Annotated in this window: 24 protein-coding genes; 22 read left to right on the forward strand and 2 right to left on the reverse strand. The window is 75.4% G+C overall.

Annotated elements, in window-relative coordinates:
- The 8 genes from BLT39_RS14660 to nusB are packed head-to-tail and all read left to right on the forward strand — an operon-like array spanning position 1 to position 5,990.
- Positions 1-642 (forward strand): prepilin peptidase, encoded by a 642-nt coding sequence (locus tag BLT39_RS14660; RefSeq protein WP_091064589.1) that lies wholly within the window; start codon positions 1-3, stop codon positions 640-642.
- 36 nt (positions 643-678) lie between these two features.
- A complete protein-coding gene (gene aroC, locus BLT39_RS14665) occupies positions 679-1,860 on the forward strand; it encodes a chorismate synthase (RefSeq protein ID WP_091064592.1) in 1,182 nt (393 codons plus the stop codon).
- Positions 1,857-2,399, forward strand: a complete 543-nt coding sequence (locus tag BLT39_RS14670; RefSeq protein WP_091064596.1) for a shikimate kinase — start codon at positions 1,857-1,859, stop codon at positions 2,397-2,399. Before aroC ends, BLT39_RS14670 begins: the two co-directional genes overlap by 4 nt.
- Complete coding sequence (gene aroB / locus BLT39_RS14675; RefSeq protein WP_091064598.1) at positions 2,396-3,484, forward strand: 3-dehydroquinate synthase; 1,089 nt, start codon at positions 2,396-2,398, stop codon at positions 3,482-3,484. The genes BLT39_RS14670 and aroB overlap by 4 nt, the downstream gene beginning before the upstream one ends.
- Positions 3,481-3,927 (forward strand): type II 3-dehydroquinate dehydratase, encoded by a 447-nt coding sequence (gene aroQ / locus BLT39_RS14680; protein WP_091064603.1) that lies wholly within the window; start codon positions 3,481-3,483, stop codon positions 3,925-3,927. The genes aroB and aroQ overlap by 4 nt, the downstream gene beginning before the upstream one ends.
- The gene (locus tag BLT39_RS14685; RefSeq protein ID WP_091064607.1) at positions 3,924-5,018 is read left to right on the forward strand and encodes a M24 family metallopeptidase; all 1,095 of its coding nucleotides are present in this window, start codon (positions 3,924-3,926) and stop codon (positions 5,016-5,018) included. The genes aroQ and BLT39_RS14685 overlap by 4 nt, the downstream gene beginning before the upstream one ends.
- Positions 5,019-5,579 (forward strand): elongation factor P, encoded by a 561-nt coding sequence (efp, locus tag BLT39_RS14690; protein ID WP_091064610.1) that lies wholly within the window; start codon positions 5,019-5,021, stop codon positions 5,577-5,579.
- A 3-nt stretch (positions 5,580-5,582) separates the two neighbouring features.
- On the forward strand, positions 5,583-5,990 hold the full coding sequence (gene nusB, locus BLT39_RS14695) for a transcription antitermination factor NusB (RefSeq protein WP_091064614.1): 408 nt from the start codon (positions 5,583-5,585) through the stop codon (positions 5,988-5,990).
- Between the two features lie 60 nt (positions 5,991-6,050).
- On the opposite strand, the gene bldD is transcribed toward nusB, so the two are convergent.
- Positions 6,051-6,587: a transcriptional regulator BldD gene (gene bldD, locus BLT39_RS14700; protein WP_091064617.1), complete on the reverse strand. Its 537-nt coding sequence runs from the start codon at positions 6,585-6,587 to the stop codon at positions 6,051-6,053.
- 203 nt (positions 6,588-6,790) lie between these two features.
- Here bldD and pyrR point away from each other — a divergent pair, with 203 nt between their 5' ends.
- The 14 genes from pyrR to BLT39_RS14770 all read left to right on the forward strand — a co-directional run bounded on the left by pyrR (position 6,791) and on the right by BLT39_RS14770 (position 22,806).
- Positions 6,791-7,372, forward strand: coding sequence for a bifunctional pyr operon transcriptional regulator/uracil phosphoribosyltransferase PyrR (gene pyrR / locus BLT39_RS14705; protein ID WP_091064620.1), 582 nt, complete (start codon positions 6,791-6,793; stop codon positions 7,370-7,372).
- Positions 7,365-8,297, forward strand: coding sequence for an aspartate carbamoyltransferase catalytic subunit (locus BLT39_RS14710; RefSeq protein WP_091064624.1), 933 nt, complete (start codon positions 7,365-7,367; stop codon positions 8,295-8,297). Before pyrR ends, BLT39_RS14710 begins: the two co-directional genes overlap by 8 nt.
- Complete coding sequence (locus BLT39_RS14715) at positions 8,294-9,577, forward strand: dihydroorotase (protein WP_091064628.1); 1,284 nt, start codon at positions 8,294-8,296, stop codon at positions 9,575-9,577. Before BLT39_RS14710 ends, BLT39_RS14715 begins: the two co-directional genes overlap by 4 nt.
- Positions 9,574-10,686 (forward strand): glutamine-hydrolyzing carbamoyl-phosphate synthase small subunit, encoded by a 1,113-nt coding sequence (carA, locus tag BLT39_RS14720; RefSeq protein ID WP_091064631.1) that lies wholly within the window; start codon positions 9,574-9,576, stop codon positions 10,684-10,686. Before BLT39_RS14715 ends, carA begins: the two co-directional genes overlap by 4 nt.
- On the forward strand, positions 10,673-13,978 hold the full coding sequence (carB, locus tag BLT39_RS14725) for a carbamoyl-phosphate synthase large subunit (RefSeq protein WP_091064635.1): 3,306 nt from the start codon (positions 10,673-10,675) through the stop codon (positions 13,976-13,978). Before carA ends, carB begins: the two co-directional genes overlap by 14 nt.
- A complete protein-coding gene (locus BLT39_RS14730) occupies positions 13,975-14,958 on the forward strand; it encodes a dihydroorotate dehydrogenase electron transfer subunit (protein WP_242658425.1) in 984 nt (327 codons plus the stop codon). Before carB ends, BLT39_RS14730 begins: the two co-directional genes overlap by 4 nt.
- On the forward strand, positions 14,955-15,938 hold the full coding sequence (locus BLT39_RS14735) for a dihydroorotate dehydrogenase (protein WP_242658426.1): 984 nt from the start codon (positions 14,955-14,957) through the stop codon (positions 15,936-15,938). The genes BLT39_RS14730 and BLT39_RS14735 overlap by 4 nt, the downstream gene beginning before the upstream one ends.
- Positions 15,935-16,780 carry an orotidine-5'-phosphate decarboxylase gene (gene pyrF, locus BLT39_RS14740; RefSeq protein ID WP_091064640.1) on the forward strand — a complete coding sequence of 282 codons (846 nt, stop codon included), beginning with the start codon at positions 15,935-15,937 and terminating at the stop codon, positions 16,778-16,780. The genes BLT39_RS14735 and pyrF overlap by 4 nt, the downstream gene beginning before the upstream one ends.
- A gap of 226 nt (positions 16,781-17,006) precedes the next feature.
- A complete protein-coding gene (gene mihF, locus BLT39_RS14745; protein WP_165629012.1) occupies positions 17,007-17,333 on the forward strand; it encodes an integration host factor, actinobacterial type in 327 nt (108 codons plus the stop codon).
- A gap of 35 nt (positions 17,334-17,368) precedes the next feature.
- Complete coding sequence (gmk, locus tag BLT39_RS14750) at positions 17,369-17,938, forward strand: guanylate kinase (RefSeq protein ID WP_091064643.1); 570 nt, start codon at positions 17,369-17,371, stop codon at positions 17,936-17,938.
- Between the two features lie 47 nt (positions 17,939-17,985).
- On the forward strand, positions 17,986-18,249 hold the full coding sequence (gene rpoZ, locus BLT39_RS14755; RefSeq protein WP_014741310.1) for a DNA-directed RNA polymerase subunit omega: 264 nt from the start codon (positions 17,986-17,988) through the stop codon (positions 18,247-18,249).
- A gap of 67 nt (positions 18,250-18,316) precedes the next feature.
- The gene (gene coaBC, locus BLT39_RS14760) at positions 18,317-19,531 is read left to right on the forward strand and encodes a bifunctional phosphopantothenoylcysteine decarboxylase/phosphopantothenate--cysteine ligase CoaBC (RefSeq protein ID WP_091064646.1); all 1,215 of its coding nucleotides are present in this window, start codon (positions 18,317-18,319) and stop codon (positions 19,529-19,531) included.
- 85 nt (positions 19,532-19,616) lie between these two features.
- Entirely contained in the window at positions 19,617-20,822 is a 1,206-nt protein-coding gene (metK, locus tag BLT39_RS14765; RefSeq protein WP_091064649.1) for a methionine adenosyltransferase, read from the forward strand.
- A gap of 31 nt (positions 20,823-20,853) precedes the next feature.
- Positions 20,854-22,806, forward strand: coding sequence for a primosomal protein N' (locus tag BLT39_RS14770; RefSeq protein WP_091064652.1), 1,953 nt, complete (start codon positions 20,854-20,856; stop codon positions 22,804-22,806).
- Here the strand turns inward: BLT39_RS14770 and BLT39_RS14775 are convergent.
- The gene (locus BLT39_RS14775; protein ID WP_091064655.1) at positions 22,803-23,306 is read right to left on the reverse strand and encodes a hypothetical protein; all 504 of its coding nucleotides are present in this window, start codon (positions 23,304-23,306) and stop codon (positions 22,803-22,805) included. The genes BLT39_RS14770 and BLT39_RS14775 overlap by 4 nt on opposite strands.
- Between the last annotated feature and the right edge of the window lies 1 nt (position 23,307).

Raw genomic sequence — 23,307 nt, forward strand, 5'->3', positions numbered from 1 at the left:
GTGCTGCCCCTGGCGGCCGGGCTGCTCGGCCTCGCGCTCGGCCCCTGGCTGGCCCGTGCCACCGTGCGGCTCGCCGCCCGGGACCGCGCCGCCGTCCCCGGGCGGGTGCGGGTGGCGCTCACCGCCGCCGTCACCGGTCCGCTGCTGGCCGGCGCCGCCGCGCTGACCGGCGCCCGGCCGCTGCTGGCGGGCGTGCTGTGGGCGGCCGCCGCCGCGGTGGTGCTGGCCGGGGTCGACCTGGCGGTGCACCGGCTGCCCGACGTCGTCACCCTGCCGGCGCTGGCCGTGCTGGCCGCCGCGGTCACGGCGGACGCGCTCACCGACGGCACCGGCCGGCGCGCGCTGACCGGGCTGCTGCTGGGCGCCGCGGCGTTCGCCGTGGGCGTGGGGCTGCGGTTGCTGGCCCCGGCCGGTCTCGGGTTCGGCGACGTGAAGCTGCTCGCCCCGCTGGGGCTGCTGCTGGGGTGGTGGGGCGGCGGGCAGCTGGTGCTCACCGGTGTGCTGCTGGGCCTGCTCGCCGGGGCCCTGGTCAGCCTCGTGCTGCTGGCCACCCGGCGGGCCGGCTGGCGCACCGCCGTCCCCTTCGGGCCCCCGTTGCTGGTGGGCGCGGCGGCGGCGCTGGTGCTGGCCGGACCGCTCTGAGCAGGGCCGTCGGACCCGGCTGGCAGACTGCAGCCCATGTTGCGCTGGCTGACCGCCGGTGAGTCGCACGGTCCGCAGCTCACCGCCATCCTCGAAGGGCTCCCCGCCGGGGTGGAGGTGCAGACCTCCGACCTCGACGCCCAGCTCGCCCGCCGCCGGCTGGGCCACGGCCGCGGCGCCCGGATGGCCTTCGAGCAGGACGTCGTCACCCTCACCGGGGGCGTGCGGCACGGCGTCACCCAGGGCGGGCCGATCGCGGTCCAGGTCGGCAACACCGAGTGGCCCAAGTGGGAGACGGTCATGGCCGCCGACCCGGTCGACCCCGAGCTCATCGCGCACCGCGCCCGCAACGCGCCGCTGACCCGGCCGCGGCCCGGCCACGCGGACCTCGCCGGCATGCAGAAGTACGGCTTCGACGACGCGCGGCCGGTGCTCGAGCGCGCCAGTGCCCGGGAGACCGCGGCCCGGGTCGCGCTCGGCACGGTGGCCGAGCAGTTCCTGCACCAGGTGCTCGGCGTGCGGGTGGTCAGCCACGTGGTCGGCATCGGTGCGGTCACCGCCCCCGACGGCGTGCTGCCCGGCCCCGACGACAACGACGCCCTGGACGCCGACCCGGTGCGCTGCGCCGACCCGGCCACCAGCGCCCGCATGCAGGCCGAGATCGACGACGCGCACGACAGCGGCGACACCCTGGGCGGGGTCATCGAGGTCGTGGTGCACGGCCTGCCGCCGGGCCTGGGCAGCCACGTGCACTGGGACCGCCGCCTGGACAGCCGGTTGGCCGGCGCGCTCATGGGCGTGCAGTCGGTCAAGGCGGTCGAGGTCGGCGACGGCCTGGAGACCGCCCGCCGGCGCGGGTCGGTCGCCCACGACGAGATCGACGTGACCGGCGAGGGCACCGTCGCCCGGCGCACCGACCGGGCCGGCGGCATCGAGGGCGGCATGACCAACGGCGAGGTGCTGCGCGTGCGCGCGGCGATGAAGCCGATCAGCACCGTGCCCCGCGCGCTGGCCACCGTCGACACCGCCACCGGCGAGGCCGCGGTCGCCATCCACCAGCGCAGCGACGCCTGCGCGGTGCCCCGCGGCTCGGTGGTGATGGAGGCGATGGTCGCCCTCGTGCTGGCCGACGCCGTGCTGGAGAAGTTCGGCGGCGACTCGGTGGCCGAGACCCGCCGCAACGTCGCCGGCTACCTCGACGGGCTGGCCTGGCGGTGAGCGGGCCGTCCGGCCTGCCGGTGGTGCTGGTCGGGCCGCCCGCCTCGGGCAAGACCACCGTCGGCACCCGGCTGGCCCGGGAGCTGGGCGCCGGGTTCCGCGACACCGACCACGACGTCGAGGCCGAGGCGGGCACGTCGGTGGCCGACCTGTTCGTCACCCACGGCGAGCCGCACTTCCGGGCGCTGGAGGAGCGCGCCGTGGCCCGGGCCCTGGCCGAGCACGACGGCGTCCTCGCGCTCGGCGGCGGTGCGGTGACCAGCGCGCACACCCGTGCGCTGCTGGTCGAGCACGGCCGCGCCGGCGGCACCGTGGTCTGGCTGGACGTCGACCTGTCGACCGCGGCCAAGCGGGTGGGCCTCTCCCGCGACCGGCCGATCCTCGGGGTGAACCCGCGGCAGATGCTGCGCCGGATGCTGGAGACCCGCGCCCCCCTCTACGGCGAGGTCGCCACGCTGCACCTGCAGACCGGGGGCCGCACCGTGGCCGCCGTCGTCGCCGACGTGGTGTCCGCGCTGACCGCCGGGAGCCCCCGATGAACGACCTGCACGCCGACCTGCACCGCGTCACCGTCGCCGGCGACGCGCCCTACGAGGTCGTCGTCGGCCCCGGCGCCCGGCACGAGCTCGCCCTGCTGACCGGCACCGTGCTCGCCGGCGCCGCCCGCGCCGCCGTGGTGCACACCGCCGCGCTGGCCGGGCTGGCCGGCGAGGTGGTCGCCACCCTGCAGAGCGCGGGGCTGGCCGCCGAGGCGCTGGTCGTGCCCGACGGCGAGGCCGCCAAGACCGTCGAGGTCGCCGCCGGTCTGTGGACCGAGCTGGGCCGGCTGGGCCACACCCGCAGCGACGTCGTCGTGGGCGTCGGCGGGGGAGCGGTCACCGACCTGGCCGGCTTCGTCGCCGCCACCTGGCTGCGCGGGGTCCGCGTGGTGCAGGTGCCCACCAGCCTGCTCGGCATGGTCGACGCCGCGGTCGGCGGCAAGACCGGCATCAACACCGACGCCGGCAAGAACCTCGTCGGCGCGTTCCACCCGCCGGTCGCCGTCCTCGCCGACACCGACGTCCTCGACGGCCTGCCCGATGCCGAGTTCCGCGCCGGCCTCGCCGAGGTCGTCAAGTGCGGGTTCATCGCCGACGGAACCATCCTGGACCTGCTCGGGGCCGACCCCACCGGCCGGTCGGCCACCACCGAGCTGATCACCCGGGCCGTGCAGGTCAAGGCCGACGCCGTGGGCGAGGACCTCTACGACACCGGCCGCCGCGAGTTCCTCAACTACGGCCACACCCTCGGCCACGCCATCGAGAAGGCCGAGGCCTACCGGTGGCGGCACGGCGAGGCCGTGGCCGTCGGCATGGTCTTCGCCGCCGAGCTCGGCGCCGCCGCCGGCCGGCTGTCCCGCGCCGAGGCCGACCGGCACCGCGAGCTGGTCGCCGCGATGGGTCTGCCGACCAGCTACGCCGGTGACCTGGACCAGCTGCGCCCGGCCATGGCGGTGGACAAGAAGGCCCGCGGCCGGTCGCTGCGCTTCGTCGTCCTCGACGGCCTGGGCGCCCCCGGCATCCTCACAGACCCCGACGACGCCTGGGTGCGCCAGGCCTGGTCCGCAGTGGAGGCGACCCCATGAGCATCGTCGTGCTGAACGGCGCGAACCTCGGCCGGCTGGGCACCCGCGAGCCCGAGAAGTACGGGACGACGACCTACGCCGACCTGGTCGCCCGCATCGAGGCCGTGGCCGCCGAGCTCGGCCAGGACGTCACGGTGCGCCAGACCGACAGCGAGGCCGAGCTGCTCGGCTGGGTGCACCAGGCCGCCGACGACGGCTCGGCCGTGGTGATCAACCCGGCCGGCTGGACGCACACCTCCGTCGTGCTGCGCGACGCCCTGGCCCAGGTGCCGGCGCCGGTGGTGGAGGTGCACATCACCAACGTGCACGCCCGCGAGGACTTCCGGCACCACTCCTACGTCTCGCCCGTCGCCACCGGCGTCGTCGCGGGGCTGGGCACCTTCGGCTACGAGGCCGCGCTGCGGTTCCTGGCCTCCCTGGACGCCGACCGGGGTGCGCGGTGACCCGCCACGACCACGCCGGACGCCGGGAGCGGCTGCGCGCGCTGGCCGCCGAGCGGGGCCTGGACGCCGTGCTGGTCACCGACCTGGTCAACGTCCGCTACCTCACCGGGTTCACCGGCTCCAACGGTGCCCTGCTGCTGCGCACCGACCCGACCCCGGGCGCCCCCGACCTGTTCGGCACCGACGGCCGCTACACCACCCAGGCCGGCACCCAGGTCCCCGACCTCGAGCTGGTCGTCGACCGCGCCACCGTCGGTGCACTGGCCCGCGCCGCCGCCGGGGTGGGCCGGCTGGGCTACGAGTCGCACGTGGTCACCGTCGACGGCCTGCGCGGCCTCGAGGGTGCGGTGGGCAGCACCGAGCTGGTCAGCGCCCGGCACGCCGTCGAGCAGCTGCGCGCGGTCAAGGACGCCGACGAGGTCGAGGCGCTGCGCCGGGCCTGCACCGTCGCCGACCAGGCGCTGGCCGAGCTCGCCGCCGAGGGCGCGCTGCGGCCCGGCCGCACCGAGCTGGCCGTGGGCCGCGAGCTCGACGCCCGGATGCTGGCGCTGGGGGCCGAGGCGCCGTCGTTCGAGACGATCGTGGCGGCCGGCGCCAACTCCGCCATCCCGCACCACCGCCCCGACGCCACCGAGCTGCGCGGCGGCGACTTCCTCAAGCTCGACTTCGGCGCCACGGTCGAGGGCTACCACTCCGACATGACCCGCACCCTGGTGCTGGGCCACCCGGCGGACTGGCAGACCGAGGTCTACGCCCTCGTGCAGGAGTCCCAGGCGGCCGGCCGGGCGGCGCTGGGGGTGGGCGTCGAGGTCACCGCGGTCGACGCCGCCGCGCGCGAGGTGATCGCGGCGGCCGGGCACGCCGAGCACTTCACCCACGGCCTCGGGCACGGCGTGGGTCTGCAGATCCACGAGGCTCCGGGCATCTCGGCGCTGGGCGCGGGTACCCTGGCCGCCGGCATGGCCGTCACCGTGGAACCCGGGGTCTACCTCCCGGGGCACGGCGGTGTCCGGATCGAGGACACGCTGATCGTGACCGATGGCGAGCCCGAGTTGTTGACCCTCACGAGCAAGGAACTGCTGGTCCTCTAGATGGCTACCACCAACGACCTCAAGAACGGCATCGTCCTCAACCTGGACGGTCAGCTGTGGACCGTCACCGACTTCCAGCACGTGAAGCCGGGCAAGGGCGGCGCCTTCGTGCGCACCACCCTGAAGAACGTCATGAGCGGCAAGGTCGTGGACAAGACCTTCAACGCCGGCATCAAGGTCGAGACGGCCACCGTCGACAAGCGCTCGATGACCTACCTGTACCAGGACGGCGCCGACTACGTCTTCATGGACGGCGACACCTACGACCAGATCCCGGTCTCCGCGCAGACCCTGGGCGGCGGGGCGGACTACCTGCTGGAGAACACCGAGGTCGTCGTCGCGGTGCACGAGGGCACGCCGCTCTACGTCGAGCTGCCGGTGACCATGGAGCTGGTCGTGCAGCACACCGACCCGGGCCTGCAGGGCGACCGCTCCACCGGTGGCACCAAGCCCGCCACCCTGGAGACCGGCGCCGAGATCCAGGTGCCGCTGTTCATCACCACCGGCGAGAAGCTGAAGGTCGACACCCGGGACGGCCGCTACCTCGGCCGCGTCAGCTGACCGGTGGCCGCCCGCTCCAAGGCGCGCAAGCGCGCGGTCGACGTCCTCTACGAGGCCGACCTGCGCAGCCGTGACGTCCGCGAGCTGCTCGCCGAGCGGATCGCCGACGGCCACCCCCCGATCAACGAGCACACCGTGCGGCTGGTGGAGGGCGCGGTGCAGCACCGCGCCGACGTCGACCGGCTGATCGGCGAGCACGCACAGGGCTGGTCGCTGGACCGGCTGCCCGACGTCGACCGGGCGATCCTGCGGATGGCCGTGGTCGAACTGCTGTGGGTCGACGACGTCCCCGACGCCGTCGTCATCGACGAGGCGGTGGAGCTGGCCAAGAGCCTGTCCACCGACGACTCCGCCGCCTACGTCAACGGCGTGCTGGCCGGCATCCTGAAGTCCCAGATCCCCACCGCCTGACCCGTACGCACAGAGGCCCGCACCGGCGAACCGGTGCGGGCCTCCGTCGTCCGTGGGGCGTCAGCGGGGGGAGCGGCGGCGGTCGGACCAGCCGTCCTCGTCCTCGTCGGCGTAGATGCTGCCGTCGGCGCCGGGGGACAGCACGCCCCACTCGATGAGCCGGGTGGTCAGCTCGTCGGGGCTCATGTCGTAGATGATTGCCAGCGACTTGAGGTCCTCGGTGCGGATGGAGAGCACCTTGCCGTTGTAGTCGTGGCGCTGCGCCTGGATGGTCGAGGCGTACCGGGCCAGCGGGCCGGCCTCGTCGGCGGGCAGCGAGCCCAGCGACTCGAGGTTCAGCACGATCTTGGTCGACTTGGTGATCGCCGAGCTGGGCCGCGGGTCGGGCAGCAGCTCGGCCACCGGGACGCCGTAGAACACCGCGAGCTCGGAGAGCCGCTGCACGGTCACCGCACGGTCCCCGCGCTCGTAGGAGCCGACGACGACCGCCTTCCAGCGGCCGTGCGACTTGTCCTCGACACCCTGCAGCGAGAGACCCTGCTGGTTCCGGATCGCCCGGAGGCGAGCGCCCAGCGCTCGCGAGTAGTCGGTGCTCATCGTTCCTGCTCACTCAGTGTCGTCGGGCAAGGCGCTTGCTGGTGACGGAGAGTACTTGATTTCGGTCGTGTGCAGCATGTCGAGCACCCCCGAACGGGTGACTCCCGTGCGGACGCAGGTCACACCCGGCCGTGCGCTAGCGTCGCACCCGGTCCTACCCGCTCCTTTAACGACCCGTCCCGTGAGGCGGGGAAGGAGGCCTGATGGCCCAGCCATCGACCCCTGCGCCGGGCACGCCCGGGCAGCTGTTCACCGCCGACGACGTCACCCGCGTGGTCGACCGCATGGCCCACCAGCTCATCGAGCGCGCGGCCAGCGGGAGCGGGGACGGCGACGGTCTCGCCGACCTGGTGCTCGTCGGCATCCCCACCCGCGGTGCCCCCCTGGCCCGCCGGCTCGCCGCCCGCATCGAGGCCTTCACCGGCCGGTCCGTCGACGTCGGCACCGTCGACATCACCCTCTACCGCGACGACCTGCGCACCCGCGGCGTCCGCGCACTGGAGGACACCCGGCTGCCCGACGCCGGCATCGACGGCCGCCTCGTCGTCCTCGTCGACGACGTGCTGTTCTCCGGCCGCTCCGTGCGGGCCGCCCTCGACGGCCTGCGCGACGTCGGCCGGCCCCGCGCCGTCCAGCTCGCCGTGCTGGTCGACCGCGGCCACCGCGAGCTGCCGATCAAGGCCGACTTCGTGGGCAAGAACGTGCCCACCTCCCGCAGCCAGCAGGTCAGGGTGCGGCTGGCCGAGGTCGACGGCGAGGACGGGGTGAGCGTCACCGATGCCTGAGTCCCTGTCCCACCGGCACCTGCTCGAGGCGGCCGACCTCGACCGCGACGACGCCACCCTGGTGCTCGACACCGCCGCCCAGATCGAGTCCGCGCTGGCCGGCCGCGAGGTCAAGAAGCTGCCCACCCTGCGCGGGCGCACCGTGGTCAACCTGTTCTTCGAGGACTCCACCCGCACCCGGATCAGCTTCGAGCTGGCCGCCAAGCGGCTCAGCGCCGACGTCATCAACTTCTCGGCGAAGGGCTCCAGCGTCTCCAAGGGCGAGAGCCTCAAGGACACCGCGCTGACCCTGGAGGCGATGGGTGCCGACGGCATCGTCGTCCGGCACTCCGCCTCCGGTGCCCCGCACCGGCTGGCGACCTGGGTGGCCGGCAGCGTGGTCAACGCCGGCGACGGCACCCACGAGCACCCCACCCAGGCGCTGCTGGACGCCTTCACCATCCGCAAGCGGCTGGGGCGGCTGGACGGCGTCCGGGTGGTCATCACCGGCGACGTGCTGCACAGCCGGGTGGCCCGCTCCAACGTGCGGCTGCTGCACACCCTCGGCGCCGAGGTCACCCTGGTCGCACCGCCCACGCTGCTGCCGGTGGGGGTCGACAGCTGGCCGGTCACGGTCTCCTACGACCTGGACGCCGTCCTCCCCGGCGCCGACGTGCTGATGATGCTGCGGGTGCAGGCCGAGCGGATGAACGCCTCGTTCTTCCCCTCGGCCCGGGAGTACAGCCGCCGGTACGGCCTGGACGCCGACCGGATGGCCCGGCTGGGTGACGACGCGATCGTCATGCACCCCGGCCCGATGAACCGCGGGATGGAGATCGCCGCCGACGTCGCCGACTCGCCCCGCTCCACGATCGTCGAGCAGGTCGGCAACGGCGTCAGCGTGCGCATGGCCGTCCTGTACCTGCTGCTCGGAGGCAACGCGTGACCATCCTCATCCAGGGCGCGAGGCCCTACGGCGAGGACGCCGTCGACGTCCTCGTGAAGGACGGGGTCATCGCCGCGATCGGCGAGGACCTGTCCAGCACCGCCGAGACCGTCGACGCCACCGGGCTGGTGCTGCTGCCGGGCCTGGTGGACCTGCACACCCACCTGCGCGAGCCCGGCCGCGAGGACACCGAGACCGTGCTCACCGGCTCCCGCGCCGCGGCGCTGGGCGGGTACACCGCGGTGCACGCCATGGCCAACACCGACCCGGTCGCCGACACCGCGGGCGTCGTCGAGCAGGTCTGGCGGCTGGGCTCCGACGCCGGCCTGGTCGACGTCGTCCCGGTCGGGGCGGTCACCGTCGGCCTCGGCGGCGAGCGGCTCGCCGAGCTCGGCGCGATGGCCGACAGCGCCGCCCGGGTGCGGGTGTTCTCCGACGACGGGAAGTGCGTCGCCGACCCCGCGCTGATGCGCCGGGCGCTGGAGTACACCAAGGCCCTGGACGGCGTCGTCGCCCAGCACGCCGAGGAGCCGCGGCTGACGGTGGGCGCGCAGATGCACGAGGGCGAGCGGTCGGCCCGGCTGGGCTTGACCGGCTGGCCCGCGGTCGCCGAGGAGGCGATCATCGCCCGCGACGTGCTGCTGGCCGAGCACGTCGGCGCCCGGCTGCACGTCTGCCACGTCTCCACCGCGGGGTCGGTCGAGCTGATCCGGTGGGCCAAGTCGCGCGGGGTGCAGGTGACCGCCGAGGTCACCCCGCACCACCTGCTGCTCACCGACGCGCAGGCCGAGGGGTACGACGCCACGTTCAAGGTCAACCCGCCGCTGCGCACGGCCGAGGACGTCGCCGCGCTCCGCGCGGGGCTGGCCGACGGCACCATCGACGCCGTCGCCACCGACCACGCCCCGCACGCCGCGGAGGACAAGGAGTGCGAGTGGTCCGCGGCCCGGCCCGGGATGCTCGGGCTGGAGCAGGCGTTGTCGGTCGTCGTCGACACCATGGTCGACACCGGCTTGCTGACCTGGCGGGAGGTCGCCGACCGGATGTCGGTGCGCCCGGCCGTCATCGGTCGGCTCGCCGGCCACGGCCGCCCGCTGGAGGTGGGCGAGCCCGCCAACCTGGTGCTGGTGGACCCGGGCGCGCGCTCGGTCGTCGACCCGGCCGCGCTGGCCAGCAAGAGCCGCAACAGCCCCTACGCCGGGCGCGAGCTGCCCGCCCGCGTGGTGCACGTGCTGCTGCGCGGAGAACCGACCGTACGAGATGGGGAGGTCCAGAAGTGAGCTCAGCGATCTTGGTCCTCGAGGACGGCCGCACGTTCCGCGGCGAGTCCTACGGAGCTGCCGGGACGACGGTCGGCGAGGCCGTGTTCTCCACCGGGATGACCGGATACCAGGAGACGCTCACCGACCCCAGCTACCACCGCCAGGTGGTGGTGATGACCGCCCCGCACATCGGCAACACCGGGGTGAACGAGGACGACGACGAGTCCCGCCGCATCTGGGTGGCCGGGTTCGTGGTCCGCGACCCCGCCCGCCGGCCGGCCAACTGGCGTGCCACCGGCACCCTGGACGACGAGCTCGTCGAGAACGGCGTGGTCGGCATCAGCGGGGTCGACACCCGGGCGCTGACCCGGCACCTGCGCGACCGCGGCGCGATGCGGGTGGGCATCTCCACCGAGCTGGGTGCCGACGAGCTGCTCGCCCGGGTGCAGGCGGCGCCGTCGATGTCCGGCGCCGACCTGGCCCCGGAGGTCACCACCCCGGAGGCCTACACGGTGCCGGCGGTGGGGGAGCGGCGGTACACCATCTCCGCGCTCGACCTCGGCATCAAGGCCGCCACCCCGCGGCACCTGGCCGAGCTCGGTGTGGAGACCCGGGTGCTGCCGGCCACCGCCACCGCGCAGGAGCTGCTCGACGCCGGCCCCGACGGCGTCTTCCTCTCCAACGGCCCCGGCGACCCCGCGGCCAGCGACTACGCGGTCGAGGCCGTCCAGGGCGTCCTCGACGCCCGCCGGCCGCTGTTCGGCATCTGCTTCGGCAACCAGATCCTGGGCCGGGCCCTGGGCCTGGGCACCTACAAGCTGCCCTTCGGCCACCGCGGGCTCAACCAGCCGGTGCTCGACCGGGTCACCGACTCGGTGCGGGTGACCAGCCAGAACCACGGGTTCGCCGTCGACGCACCGCTCGACCGCGCCAGCGACACCCCCTACGGGCGGGTCGAGGTCAGCCACGTCGGGCTCAACGACCAGGTGGTCGAGGGCCTGCGCTGCCTCGACGTCCCCGCCTTCAGCGTGCAGTTCCACCCCGAGGCCGCCGCCGGGCCGCACGACGCGGCCCCGCTCTTCCAGCGCTTCGTCGACCTGATGGAGGACCACCGTGCCCAGGCGTGAGGACATCGCGCACGTCATGGTGATCGGCTCCGGGCCGATCGTCATCGGCCAGGCCTGCGAGTTCGACTACTCCGGCACCCAGGCCTGCCGCGTGCTCAAGGCCGAGGGGCTGCGCGTCAGCCTGGTCAACAGCAACCCGGCCACGATCATGACCGACCCCGAGGTCGCCGACGCCACCTACGTCGAGCCGCTGACCCCGGAGTTCGTGCAGAAGGTCATCGCCGCCGAGCGGCCCGACGCCCTGCTGGCCACCCTCGGCGGGCAGACCGCGCTGAACCTGGGTCTGGCGCTGCAGGCGAACGGCGTGCTGGAGAAGTACGGCGTGCAGCTCATCGGCGCCGACGCCGACGCCATCAACCGCGGCGAGGACCGGCAGCTGTTCAAGGACATCGTCCGCTCGGTCGGCGCCGACGCGCCCCGCTCGAAGGTCTGCAGCACCGTCGAGGAGGCGCTGGCCACCGCGGCCGAGGTCGGCTACCCGGTGGTCATCCGGCCCAGCTTCACCATGGGCGGGCTGGGCTCGGGCTTCGCCACCGACGAGCCGATGCTGCGCCGGATGGCCGCGCACGGCCTCGCCGACTCGCCCGTGCACACGGTGCTCATCGAGGAGTCGGTGCTGGGCTGGAAGGAGTACGAGCTCGAGCTCATGCGCGACCGCACCGACAACGTGGTCGTCGTCTGCTCCATCGAGAACGTCGACGCCATGGGCGTGCACACCGGCGACTCGGTGACCGTCGCCCCGGCGATGACCCTCACCGACCGCGAGTACCAGAAGATGCGCGACGTCGGCATAGCCGTGCTGCGCGCCGTCGGCGTCGACACCGGCGGCTGCAACATCCAGTTCGCGGTCAACCCGGCCGACGGCCGGCTGGTCGTCATCGAGATGAACCCGCGGGTCAGCCGGTCCAGCGCCCTGGCCTCCAAGGCCACCGGTTTCCCGATCGCCAAGATCGCCGCGAAGCTGGCCATCGGCTACACCCTCGACGAGATCCGCAACGACATCACCGGCGTCACCCCGGCGGCGTTCGAGCCCACGCTGGACTACGTCGTGGTGAAGATCCCGCGCTTCGCCTTCGAGAAGTTCCCCGGTGCCGACCCCCGGCTGACCACGACGATGAAGAGCGTCGGCGAGGTCATGAGCATGGGCCGCAACTTCACCGAGGCCCTCGGCAAGGCCATGCGCTCCACCGAGACGTCCCAGGTGGGGTTCTGGACCGGGCCGGCCCAGCCGGAGGAGACGGCCGAGGAGCTGCTCGACCGGCTGCGCACCCCGGTCGACGGCCGGCTCTACACCGCCGAGCGGGCGCTGGCCGCCGGCGCGACCGTCGAGCAGGTCGCCGAGGCCTCGGGCTTCGACCCGTGGTTCGTCGACCAGGTGCTCCAGGTGCACGAGATCGGCGTCGAGGTGCGCGACGCGCCCTCGCTGACCCCCGACCTGCTGCGCCGGGCCAAGCGGCACGGCCTGTCCGACCGGCAGGTCGCCGCGCTGCGCCCGGAGCTGGCCGGTGAGGACGGCGTCCGCACGCTGCGCTGGCGGCAGGGGATCCGGCCGGTCTACAAGACCGTGGACACCTGCGCCGCCGAGTTCGCCGCCACCACGCCCTACCACTACTCGACCTACGACGAGGAGACCGAGGTGGCGCCCCGGGAGAAGCCCGCGGTGCTGATCCTGGGCTCCGGGCCGAACCGGATCGGGCAGGGCATCGAGTTCGACTACTCGTGCGTGCACGCCGTGCTCGCCCTGCAGGACGCCGGCTACGAGGCGGTGATGGTCAACTGCAACCCCGAGACCGTCTCCACCGACTACGACACCGCCGACCGGCTGTACTTCGAGCCGCTCACCTTCGAGGACGTGCTCGAGGTCGTCGAGGCCGAGCGCGCCGCCGGCCCGGTCGCCGGGGTCATCTGCACCCTGGGCGGCCAGACGCCGCTGGCGCTGGCGCAGCGGCTCAAGGACGCCGGCGTCCCGGTGCTGGGCACCGCCCCGGAGGCGATCGACGCCGCCGAGGACCGGGGCGAGTTCTCCCGGGTGCTGGCCGACACCGGCCTGCCCGCGCCCAAGCACGGCACCGCCGTCCGGTTCGCCGAGGCCCGCGACATCGCCGCCGAGATCGGCTACCCGGTGCTGGTGCGTCCCTCCTACGTGCTGGGCGGGCGGGGCATGGAGATCGTCTACGAGGACGCCACGCTGGAGGCCTACCTGGCCAAGGCCACCGACGTCAGCCCCGACCACCCGGTGCTCATCGACCGCTTCCTCGAGGACGCCGTCGAGATCGACGTGGACGCGCTCTACGACGGCACCGAGCTGTACCTGGGCGGGGTCATGGAGCACATCGAGGAGGCCGGCATCCACTCCGGCGACTCGGCGTGCGCGCTGCCGCCGATCACCCTGGGCGGCACCGACCTCACCGCCATCCGGGCGGCCACCGAGAAGCTGGCCGCCCGGATCGGGGTGCGCGGGCTGATGAACGTGCAGTACGCGCTCAAGGACGACGTCCTCTACGTGCTGGAGGCCAACCCCCGCGCCAGCCGCACCGTGCCGTTCGTGTCCAAGGCGACCGCGGTGCCGCTGGCCAAGGCCGCCGCCCGCATCGCGGTGGGGGAGACCGTCGCGCAGCTGCGCGCGGCCGGCGTGCTGCCGGCGACCGGCGACGGCACCCACGCCCCCGAGGACGCACCGATCGCGGTCAAGGAGGCGGTGCTGCCGTTCAACCGGTTCCGCTCCGCCGACGGGTCGGGCGTGGACACCGTGCTGTCCCCGGAGATGAAGTCCACCGGCGAGGTGATGGGCCTGGACGCCGGGTTCGGCACCGCCTTCGCCAAGTCCCAGGCCGCCGCCTACGGGTCGCTGCCCACCGCGGGCACCGTCTTCGTCTCGCTGGCCAACCGGGACAAGCGGTCGGCGGTCTTCCCGGTCAAGCGGCTGGCCGACCTGGGCTTCACCGTGCTGGCCACCGCCGGCACCGCCTCGGTGCTGCGGCGCAACGGCGTGGCGGCCACCGTGGTCGGGAAGTTCTCCGACGGGCCGGGCAACGTGGTGGAGAAGATCCTGGCCGGGGAGGTCGACATGGTCGTCAACACCCCGTTCGGCGCCCCGGGCAACTCCGGGCCGCGGCTGGACGGCTACGAGATCCGCTCGGCGGCGGTGACCGCCGGCATCCCGTGCATCACCACGGTGCCGGGCCTGGCCGCGGCGGTGCAGGGCGTGGAGTCGCTGCGCCGCGGTGACCTGGGTGTGCGCAGCCTGCAGGACCTGCACGCGGCGCTGGCGGCCAGCCGGGCGCAGGCGTGAGCGAGGAGGACAGCGGGACCCGGGTGGTGCAGCTGCCCTCGGGGGAGCGGCTGCTGCCCCCGGTGCCCGGTGCGGCCCGCGGGCCGCTGGGTGCGCCCGCGCCGCCGGCGGCGCACCCGCCGGTGCAGGGCGTGGCCGTGGTGGTCGGCTCCCGGCCGGTCAGCGCCTACACCGAGCTGACGATCGAGGCGCCCGACATCGCCGAGACCGCCGCGCCGGGCCAGTTCGTGGCCTTCGCGGTCGGCGGGCCGACGTCGGCGATGCTGCTGCGCCGGTCGATCGCCATCGCCGGGGTGGGGGAGGGCCGCTTCTCCGTGGTGGTCAGCGCCCGCGCCGCCGGCTCGACCTGGCTGGCGTCGCGCCGGCCCGGCGACGAGGTCGACGTGGTCGGGCCGCTGGGCCGGCCGTTCCCCCTGCCGCCGCCGGGCACGCCCGCGCTGCTGGTCGGGGGCGGCTACGGCGCCGCGGCGCTCGTCGGCCTGGGCGGGCTGCTGCGCTCGCGCGGGCACGAGGTGGCCGCGGTGGTCGGCGCCGGCGACGAGGCCCGGCTGTGCTCGGTGGAGGACCTGGCCGCGGTCGCCGCGCCGTTCGTGGTCACCACCGACGACGGCAGCGCCGGGCGGACCGGGCGGGTAACCGGTCCGGTGGCCGAGCTGGTCGGCGGCGCCGGGGTGGTCTACGCCTGCGGGCCCATGCCGATGCTCGCCGCCGTGGCGCGGCTGGCCACCGACCGCGGGGTGCCCTCGTGGGTGGCGGTCGAGGAGTCGATGGCCTGCGGCGTGGGGGTCTGCATGACCTGCGTGCTGCCGGTCGTCGGTGCCGACGGCCGCAGCCGGTTCGCCCGCTCGTGCACCGACGGCCCGGTGTTCGCGGGGGACCGGGTGCGCTTCGGCGACGTCGGCACGCTGCCCGCGGACCTGGTCGGCGCCGACGCGATGGTGCTGGCCCACACCCCCGCGGAGGAGGGCGAGACGCCGTGACCACCCTGCCCGAGGTCGACGTCCCCAGCGTCGACATGCAGGCCTCCATCGGCGGGGTGCCGGTGGTCAGCCCGGTGCTCACCGCGTCGGGCTGCTCGTCCTTCGGCCGCGAGCTCGACCCGTTCTTCGACCTGACCTCGATCGGGGCGGTGGTCACCAAGTCGGTGCAGCTGCGGCCCCGGTCGGGCCGGGCGACGCCGCGGATGGCCGAGACCCCGAGCGGCATGATCAACTCGATCGGGCTGCAGGGCCCGGGCATCGACGGCCTGCTGGCCGACGAGCTGCCCTGGCTGGCCGAGCGCGGGGTGCGCTCGTTCGTGTCCATCGCCGGTGCCCGCACCGAGGACTTCGCCGAGCTGGCCTCCCGGCTGCGCGGGGCGCCCGGGGTGCTGGGCATCGAGGTCAACATCTCCTGCCCGAACGTGGAGAGCCGCGGCGAGGTCTTCGCCTGCAACCCCGACGCCTCGGCCGCGGTGGTGGCCGCCGTCCGGGAGGCCGCCGACCCGGCGCACCCGGTCTACGCCAAGCTGACCCCCGACGTCACCGACATCGTGTCGGTCGCCCGGGCCTGCGCCGACGCCGGCGCCAACGGCCTGTCGATGATCAACACACTGCTGGGGCTGGTCATCGACCCGGACACCATGCGCCCGGTGCTCGGCGGGGTCACCGGCGGGCTGTCGGGACCGGCGATCCGGCCGGTGGCGCTGCGCTGCGTGTGGCAGGTGCACGCCGCGCTGCCCAATGTGCCGATCCTGGGCATGGGCGGCATCCGCACCGGCCTGGACGCCCTGCAGTTCGTGCTGGCCGGCGCCGGCGCGGTCTCGGTGGGCACGGCGGTGTTCAACGACCCGTCCGCCCCGGCCCGCATCCACGAGGAGCTCGCCGAGGCGCTGGGGGAGCGGGGCTTCGGCCGGCTGGCCGACGCCGTCGGCTACGCCCACCGCGCCCCCGACGAGGACCCGTCCGGGCGGCACCGGTGACCGACCCCTTCGGCGCCCGGCTGGCGGCCGCCGTCGCCGGGCGGGGGCCGCTGTGCGTGGGCATCGACCCGCACCGCGAGCTGCTGGGCGCCTGGGGCCTGGCCGACGACGTCGAGGGCCTGCGCCGGTTCACCGACGCCGTGGTGGGGGCGCTGGCCGGCACGGTCGCCGTCCTCAAGCCGCAGTCGGCGTTCTACGAGCGGCACGGCGCCCGCGGGCTGCTGGTGCTCGAGGACGCCGTGGCCGCCGCGCGCGCGGCGGGCGCCCTGGTGCTGCTGGACGCCAAGCGCGGCGACATCGGCTCCACCATGGCCGGCTACGCCGACGTCCTCGCCGACGGGCACCCGATGCAGGTCGACGCGCTCACCGTCAGCCCCTACCTGGGCCCCGGGTCGCTGGAGCCCGCGGTGCGCACCGCCCGGGCGCACGGCGGGGGGCTGTTCGTGCTGGCCCGCACCTCCAACCCCGACGCGGGGACCTTCCAGCACGCCCGCCTGGACGACGGCCGCACAGTCGCCCAGGCCGTCGTCGACACCGTGGGCACCTGGAACGGTGACGACGACGGTGGCGGCGACGGTGGGTGGGGGCCGCGCACCGGGTCCTTCGGCGTCGTCGTCGGCGCCACGCTGGCCGAGCTGGACGTCGACCTCGCGGGCCTGCGCGGGCCCGTGCTCGCCCCCGGGCTGGGTGCGCAGGGCGGCACCCCGGGCGACCTGCGCCGGCTGTTCGGCGCCGACCGGGCGGTCGTCCCGACGGTGTCGCGGGACGTGCTGGGCGCCGGGCCCGACCCGGCCGGGCTGCGCGCCGCCGCGGAGCGCTGGGCCGCCGAACTGGCGGGCTGAGCAGCGCGGACCGCCGGAGGTCGTACCGCCGCGCAGTTGTAGTGTGTCAACTTCTCGGCCGGACGGTATCCGGCCGATCCGGTGCCGGGGGGTGCTGCCACCCCGCCCCGGGGTGACTAGGTTGCTCCCCAGGCTCCAGCCCGTGGGCCGCTGCCCACCCCACCTCTCGCAGTCCGAACCGATCCGGCGGCGTTCCGCCCGCCACGACGATGATTGGGTAGTCCCCGTGCCTCTCCCCCAGCTGACCCCCGAACAGCGCGCTGCCGCCCTCGAGAAGGCCGCCGCGGCCCGCAAGGTCCGCGCCGAGCTGCGCGAGCGGCTCAAGAGCAAGGGCACCTCGGTCGGCGACGTCCTCAAGCAGGGCGAGACCGACGAGGTCATCGGCAAGATGCGCGTCTCCGCCGTCCTGGAGTCCCTCCCGGGTGTCGGCAAGGCCCGCGCCGCCAAGATCATGGAGCGCCTGGAGATCTCCCCGACCCGCCGCGTGCGCGGGCTGGGCGCCAACCAGCGCAAGGCGCTGGAGGCCGAGTTCGCCGGCGAGCAGTCCGCCTGAGCCCCGCCCCCGCCCCCGCCCGAGGTCCGTCCGCCGTGGTCGCGACGCGTGCCCGCCTGACGGTGCTGTCCGGTCCCTCGGGCGTGGGGAAGGGGACCGTGGTCGCCGAGGTCCGCCGCCGGCACCCCGACGTGTGGGTGTCGGTCTCGGTGACCACCCGCCGGCCCCGCCCCGGCGAGGTCGACGGCGAGCACTACCACTTCCTCGACGCCGAGGACTTCGACCACCTCGTCGCCACCGACGGCCTGCTGGAGTGGGCCGAGTACGCGGGCAACCGGTACGGCACCCCGCGCGCCCCCGTCGACGAGCAGCTCGCCCTCGGCCTGCCGGCGCTGCTGGAGATCGAGATGCAGGGCGCCCGCCAGGTCCGCGCCTCCGCCCCCGACGCCCGGCTGGTCTTCCTGGCCCCGCCCTCGTTCGAGGAGCTGGCCGCCCGGCTGACCGGCCGCGGCTCCGAGCCGGCCGAGGTCATCGAGCGCCGGCTGGCCATCGCCCGGGCCGAGATGGCCGCCGTCGGCGACTACGACGTGGTGGTCGTGAACGACGACCTCGCCCGCGCGGCGGACGAGTTGGTACTCTTGCTGACTGCGCCACCCGCAGGCTGACGTCCCGCCTGCAGCGCCTGCCGTCCTACCGAGGAGCTCACCCGCCCGTGTCCGGAGTCGCACCTGCCCCCGAGGGCATCACCAACCCCCCGATCGACGAGCTGCTCGAGCGCACCAGCAGCAAGTACGGGCTGGTCATCTACGCCGCCAAGCGGGCCCGCCAGATCAACGCCTACTACAGCCAGCTCTCCGAGGGCCTGCTGGAGTACGTCGGCCCGCTGGTCGACACCGCCCCCCAGGAGAAGCCCCTCTCGATCGCGCTGCGCGAGATCAACGAGGGCCTGCTGACCCACACGGCCGGCGAGAACTAGACCCCATCGGATGAAGCCCCCGGCCCCGCGGCCGGGGGCTTCGTCGTGCCCGGGGCAGGATGGGCGCATGAGCCGGATCGTGCTGGGCGTCGGCGGCGGGGTGGCCGCCTACAAGTCCGCGCTGCTGCTGCGGGCGCTCACCGAGCGCGGCCACGACGTCCGGGTGGTGCCCACCGCGTCGGCGCTGCGCTTCGTCGGGGCGGCCACCTTCGAGGCGCTGTCGGGCAACCCGGTGAGCACCGAGGTGTGGGACGACGTCCCCGAGGTCGCCCACGTGCGCATCGGCCAGACCGCCGACCTGGTGGTGGTGAACCCGGCCACCGCCGACCTGCTGGCCCGCGCCGCCGCCGGCCGTGCCGACGACCTGCTCACCGCGACCCTGCTGGCCACCGGCGCCCCCGTGGTCTTCGTGCCGGCCATGCACACCGAGATGTGGCTGCACCCGGCCACCCAGGACAACGTCGCCACCCTGCGCCGCCGCGGCGCCGTCGTGCTGCCGCCCGCGGTCGGCCGGCTCACCGGGCCCGACTCCGGCCCCGGCCGGCTGCCCGAGCCCGCCGACGTCGCGGCCCTGCTCGACGTCGTGCTGGCCGGCGGCTCGCTGCACCAGGACCTGGCCGGCACCCGCGTGCTGGTCAGCGCCGGCGGCACCCGCGAGCCGCTGGACCCGGTGCGCTTCCTGGGCAACCGGTCCTCGGGTCGGCAGGGCTGGGCGCTGGCCCGCGTCGCCGCCGCCCGCGGCGCCGAGGTCACGCTGGTCGCGGCCAACGTCGAGGACCCCGCACCCTTCGGCTGCCGGGTCGTCCCGGTGGGCACCGCGGCCGAGCTCGGGGCGGCGATGACCGAGCACGCCCCCGCCGCCGACGTGGTCGTGATGGCCGCCGCGGTCGCGGACTTCCGGCCCGCCGAGGTCGCCCCCGCCAAGATGAAGAAGGGCGGGTCCAGCGAGCCGTCCTCGGTCGCGCTGACCCGCAACCCCGACGTCCTGGCCGGCCTGGTCGCCGCCCGGCCCGCGGGCCAGCTGGTGGTCGGCTTCGCCGCCGAGACCGGCGACGCCGACGACGACGTGCTGGGCCACGCGCGCGCCAAGCTCGCCCGCAAGGGCTGCGACCTCCTGGTGGTCAACGACGTCTCCGCCGGGCAGGTGTTCGGCCGGCCCGACAACGCCGTCACCGTGCTCGCCGCCGACGGCTCGGCCACCGACGTCCCGGCCGGCCCCAAGGACCTCGTCGCCGCCGGGATCTGGGACTCCGTCGCGCCGCGGGTGACCACTCGCCGGTAACCTCGTCCGCCGGGCGTCCCCACGACGAACGCCGAGAGAGGCCCCGCCGTCGCGGGTCCGACCAGCAACCCCAGGGAGCATCGAAGTGGCACGTCGCCTGTTCACGTCCGAGTCGGTCACCGAAGGCCACCCGGACAAGATCGCCGACCAGATCAGCGACGCGATCCTGGACGAGATGCTCACCCAGGACCCCCGCAGCCGCGTGGCCGTCGAGACCATGATCACCACCGGCCAGGTGCACATCGCCGGCGAGGTCACCACCGCCGGGTACGTCGACATCGCCCAGGTCGTGCGCGACACCATCCTGCGGATCGGCTACGACTCCTCCCGCAAGGGCTTCGACGGCGCCTCCTGCGGCGTCAGCGTCTCCCTCGGTGCGCAGTCGCCCGACATCGCGCAGGGCGTGGACCTGGGTTATGAGTCCCGCACCGGTGCCGCCGACCGCGCCGCCGCCGCGGAGGACCTCATCGCCAAGCAGGGCGCCGGCGACCAGGGCCTGATGTTCGGCTACGCCAGCGACGAGACCCCCGAGCTCATGCCGCTGCCCATCGCGCTGGCCCACCGGCTGTCCAAGCGGCTGTCGGCGGTGCGCAAGGACGGCTCGGTGCCCTACCTGCGCCCCGACGGCAAGACCCAGGTCACCGTGGTCTACGAGGACGACCGGCCGGTCGGCGTGGACACCGTGGTGGTCTCCTCGCAGCACGCCGAGGACATCTCCATCGACACCCTGCTGACCCCCGACGTCGAGGAGCTCGTGGTGCAGCCCGAGCTCGCCGAGCTCGGCCTGCCCACCACCGGGCACCGGCTGCTGGTCAACCCGACCGGCAAGTTCGTCATCGGCGGCCCGATGGGCGACGCCGGGCTGACCGGCCGCAAGATCATCGTGGACACCTACGGCGGCATGGCCCGGCACGGCGGCGGCGCCTTCTCCGGCAAGGACCCCTCGAAGGTCGACCGCTCCGCGGCCTACGCCATGCGCTGGGTGGCCAAGAACGTCGTCGCCGCGGGCCTGGCCCGCCGCTGCGAGGTGCAGGTCGCCTACGCCATCGGCGCGGCCAGCCCGGTCGGTCTGTTCGTGGAGACCTTCGGCACCGGCACCGTGCCCGACGAGGTCCTGCAGAAGGCCATCACCGGCGTGTTCGACCTGCGCCCGGGCGCGATCGTGCGCGACCTGGACCTGCTGCGGCCCATCTATGGGCCGACCGCCGCCTACGGCCACTTCGGCCGCACCGACCTGGACCTCCCGTGGGAGCGCACCGACCGCGTCGACGCGCTCAAGGCCGCCGTCTGATCTTGTCGGTGGCGCCCGGCACCATGGGGCCGTGCGCGTAGCCCGGGTCGTCGTCGACGTCCCGCTGGCCCACCTGGACCGCCCGTTCGACTACGCCGTCCCCGACGACCTCGGGGACGGCGTCGTCGCGGGGTGCCGGGTGCGGGTCCGGTTCGCCGGCCGGCTCGTCGACGGCGTCGTCCTCGAGGTGGGGACGACGACCGAGCACACCGGCAAGCTCGCACCCCTGGCCAAGCTGGTGTCCGCCGAGCCCGTGCTCACCCCCGAGGTGGCCGAGCTGGCCCGGGTGGTGGCCGACCGGTACGCCGGCACGCTGACCGACGTGCTGCGGCTGGCCCTGCCGCCGCGGCGCGGCGCACCGGAGAAGCGCCCGGTCGCCGACCCGCCCCCGCCGCCGGAGCCGCCCGACCCGGCCGGCTTCGCCCGCTACCCGACCGGCGACGCCTTCCTGGAGGCGCTGGCCGCCGGCCGCCCCGTGCGCGCGGTGTGGACGGCGCTGCCCGGCGAGGACTGGCCGGCCCGGCTGGCCGAGCTGTGCCGGGCCACGCTGTCCGGCGGGCGGGGCGCCCTGGTCGTCGTCCCCGACGGCAAGGACCTCGACCGGCTGGCCGCCGCCGCGGCCGCGGTGCTGCCGAAGGAGACGGTCGCCGTGCTGCGCGCCGACGCCGCCCCCGACACCCGCTACGGCCGGTTCCTCGCGGTCTCCCGCGGCACCGCGCAGGTCGTGCTGGGGACCCGGGCGGCGATGTTCGCCCCGGTCCGCGACCTGGGCCTGGTCGTGGTCTGGGACGACGGCGACGACCTGCACGCCGAGCCGCGCGCGCCCTACCCGCACACCCGCGACGTGCTGGTGCAGCGCGCGCACCTGGCCGGCTGCTCGGCGGTGGTGGCCGCCACGGCGCGCACCGCGGAGGCCGCGCTGCTGGTGGAGTCCGGCTGGGCGCACGAGCTGGTCGCCGACCGGGCGGTGCTGCGCGCGGCCGCCCCCCGCGTGCAGGCCCTGGGCGCGGACTCCGAGCTGGCCCGCGACCCGGCCGCCCGCACCGCCCGGCTGCCCTCCCTGGCGTTCCGGGTGGCCCGGGAGGCGCTGGCCACCGGGGCGCCGGTGCTGGTGCAGGTTCCCCGCGCCGGCTACGCCCCGGGCCTGGTCTGCGACCGCTGCCGGGCACCCGCCCGCTGCGCGCACTGCGCCGGCCCGCTCGGCGTCGCGGCCGCACCCGGCCCGGGCGGGCAGCGGGTCGCGGCCTGCCGGTGGTGCGCGCGGCCGGCCGCGGTCTTCGACTGCCCGCACTGCCACGGCACCAAGCTGCGCGCCTCGGTGGTGGGCTCGGCCCGCACCGCCGAGGAGCTGGGCCGGGCGTTCCCCGGCGCCGCGGTGCGGGTCAGCGGTCGCGGCTCCGTGCTGGCCGCGGTCGACCCGGGGCCGGCCATCGTGGTCGCCACCCCCGGCGCGGAACCGGTGGTGCCCGGCGGCTACGGCGCGGCGCTGCTGCTGGACGGCTGGGCGCTGCTGGGCCGCCCGGACCTGCGGGCGGGGGAGGAGACGCTGCGCCGGTGGGCCAACGCCGCGGCGCTCGTGCGCCCGGCGGGCGACGGCGGCCAGGTGCTGGTGGCCGCCGACGCCGGGCACCCGGTGGCGCAGGCGCTGGTGCGCTGGGACCCGGCGGGGCTGGCCGCCCGCGAGCTGGCCGACCGGCGTGAGCTGGGTTTCCCGCCGGCCACCCGGATGGCGGCGCTGTCGGCCTCACCGGCCGCGCTGGCCGAGTTCCTGGAGCTGCTGCGCGCGCCCGGGGGCGCCGACGTGCTCGGCCCGGTGCCCGAGCCGGCCCGGCCGGGCCACGAGGCGGGCGAGCGGTACCTGGTGCGGGTGGCCCGGACCGACGGCCTCGCCCTGGCCCGGGCGCTGGCCGAGGTGCAGGGCGTGCGGTCGGCCCGCAAGACCCCCGAGCACGTCCGGGTGCAGCTGGACCCCGACAGCCTCTAGCGCTCGACCTCGGCGAGCTCGGCCTCCCAGGCGGCGACGTCGGCGTCCTCGCGGGCCTGCCGCTCGTCGGCGGCGATCCGCAGCGTGCCCCGCCGCCACCACAGCGGCAGCGTCGACACCGCGGTCACCGCGCCCGCGGCCACCCCGAGCACCAGGTGCGGCCGGGCCACCCCGCGGCGGGCCAGCGCCCGGGCCAGCGGCCCGTCGACGACCGTGGTCAGCAGGCCCCAGCCCACCGACACCAGCCCGGCGGCGATCCCCAGCTGCTGCTCGGGCGGGGACACCGGCCGCGGCGGCCGGCCGGCCGCGATGGCGCGCACCGTGGGCACCTCCGACAGCGCGGCGTCGGCCAGGACGGCGCCGGCCAGCGCGGCGTAGGTGCGCCGCCGGGCGGGGGAGCGTTTCGGGTGGTCCAGGGCCGCTTCGCCGGCGCCGACCACGACGCCGTCCAGGACGCTGCTGACGAGGGCACGGGCGCGGTGCCGGGTACCGGGAGCCATA

The organism is Klenkia brasiliensis (genome assembly GCF_900100695.1).
GTDB classification, from domain to species: domain Bacteria; phylum Actinomycetota; class Actinomycetes; order Mycobacteriales; family Geodermatophilaceae; genus Klenkia; species Klenkia brasiliensis.

Bases quoted from the DNA above. Each gene is read 5' to 3' on its own strand.
- aroC (WP_091064592.1), top strand. From the start codon at position 679: ATGTTGCGCTGGCTGACCGCCGGTGAGTCGCACGGTCCGCAGCTCACC.
- aroB (WP_091064598.1), top strand. From the start codon at position 2,396: ATGAACGACCTGCACGCCGACCTGCACCGCGTCACCGTCGCCGGCGAC.
- aroQ (WP_091064603.1), top strand. From the start codon at position 3,481: ATGAGCATCGTCGTGCTGAACGGCGCGAACCTCGGCCGGCTGGGCACC.
- efp (WP_091064610.1), top strand. From the start codon at position 5,019: ATGGCTACCACCAACGACCTCAAGAACGGCATCGTCCTCAACCTGGAC.
- bldD (WP_091064617.1), bottom strand. From the start codon at position 6,587: ATGAGCACCGACTACTCGCGAGCGCTGGGCGCTCGCCTCCGGGCGATC.
- pyrR (WP_091064620.1), top strand. From the start codon at position 6,791: ATGGCCCAGCCATCGACCCCTGCGCCGGGCACGCCCGGGCAGCTGTTC.
- BLT39_RS14710 (WP_091064624.1), top strand. From the start codon at position 7,365: ATGCCTGAGTCCCTGTCCCACCGGCACCTGCTCGAGGCGGCCGACCTC.
- coaBC (WP_091064646.1), top strand. From the start codon at position 18,317: ATGAGCCGGATCGTGCTGGGCGTCGGCGGCGGGGTGGCCGCCTACAAG.
- BLT39_RS14775 (WP_091064655.1), bottom strand. From the start codon at position 23,306: ATGGCTCCCGGTACCCGGCACCGCGCCCGTGCCCTCGTCAGCAGCGTC.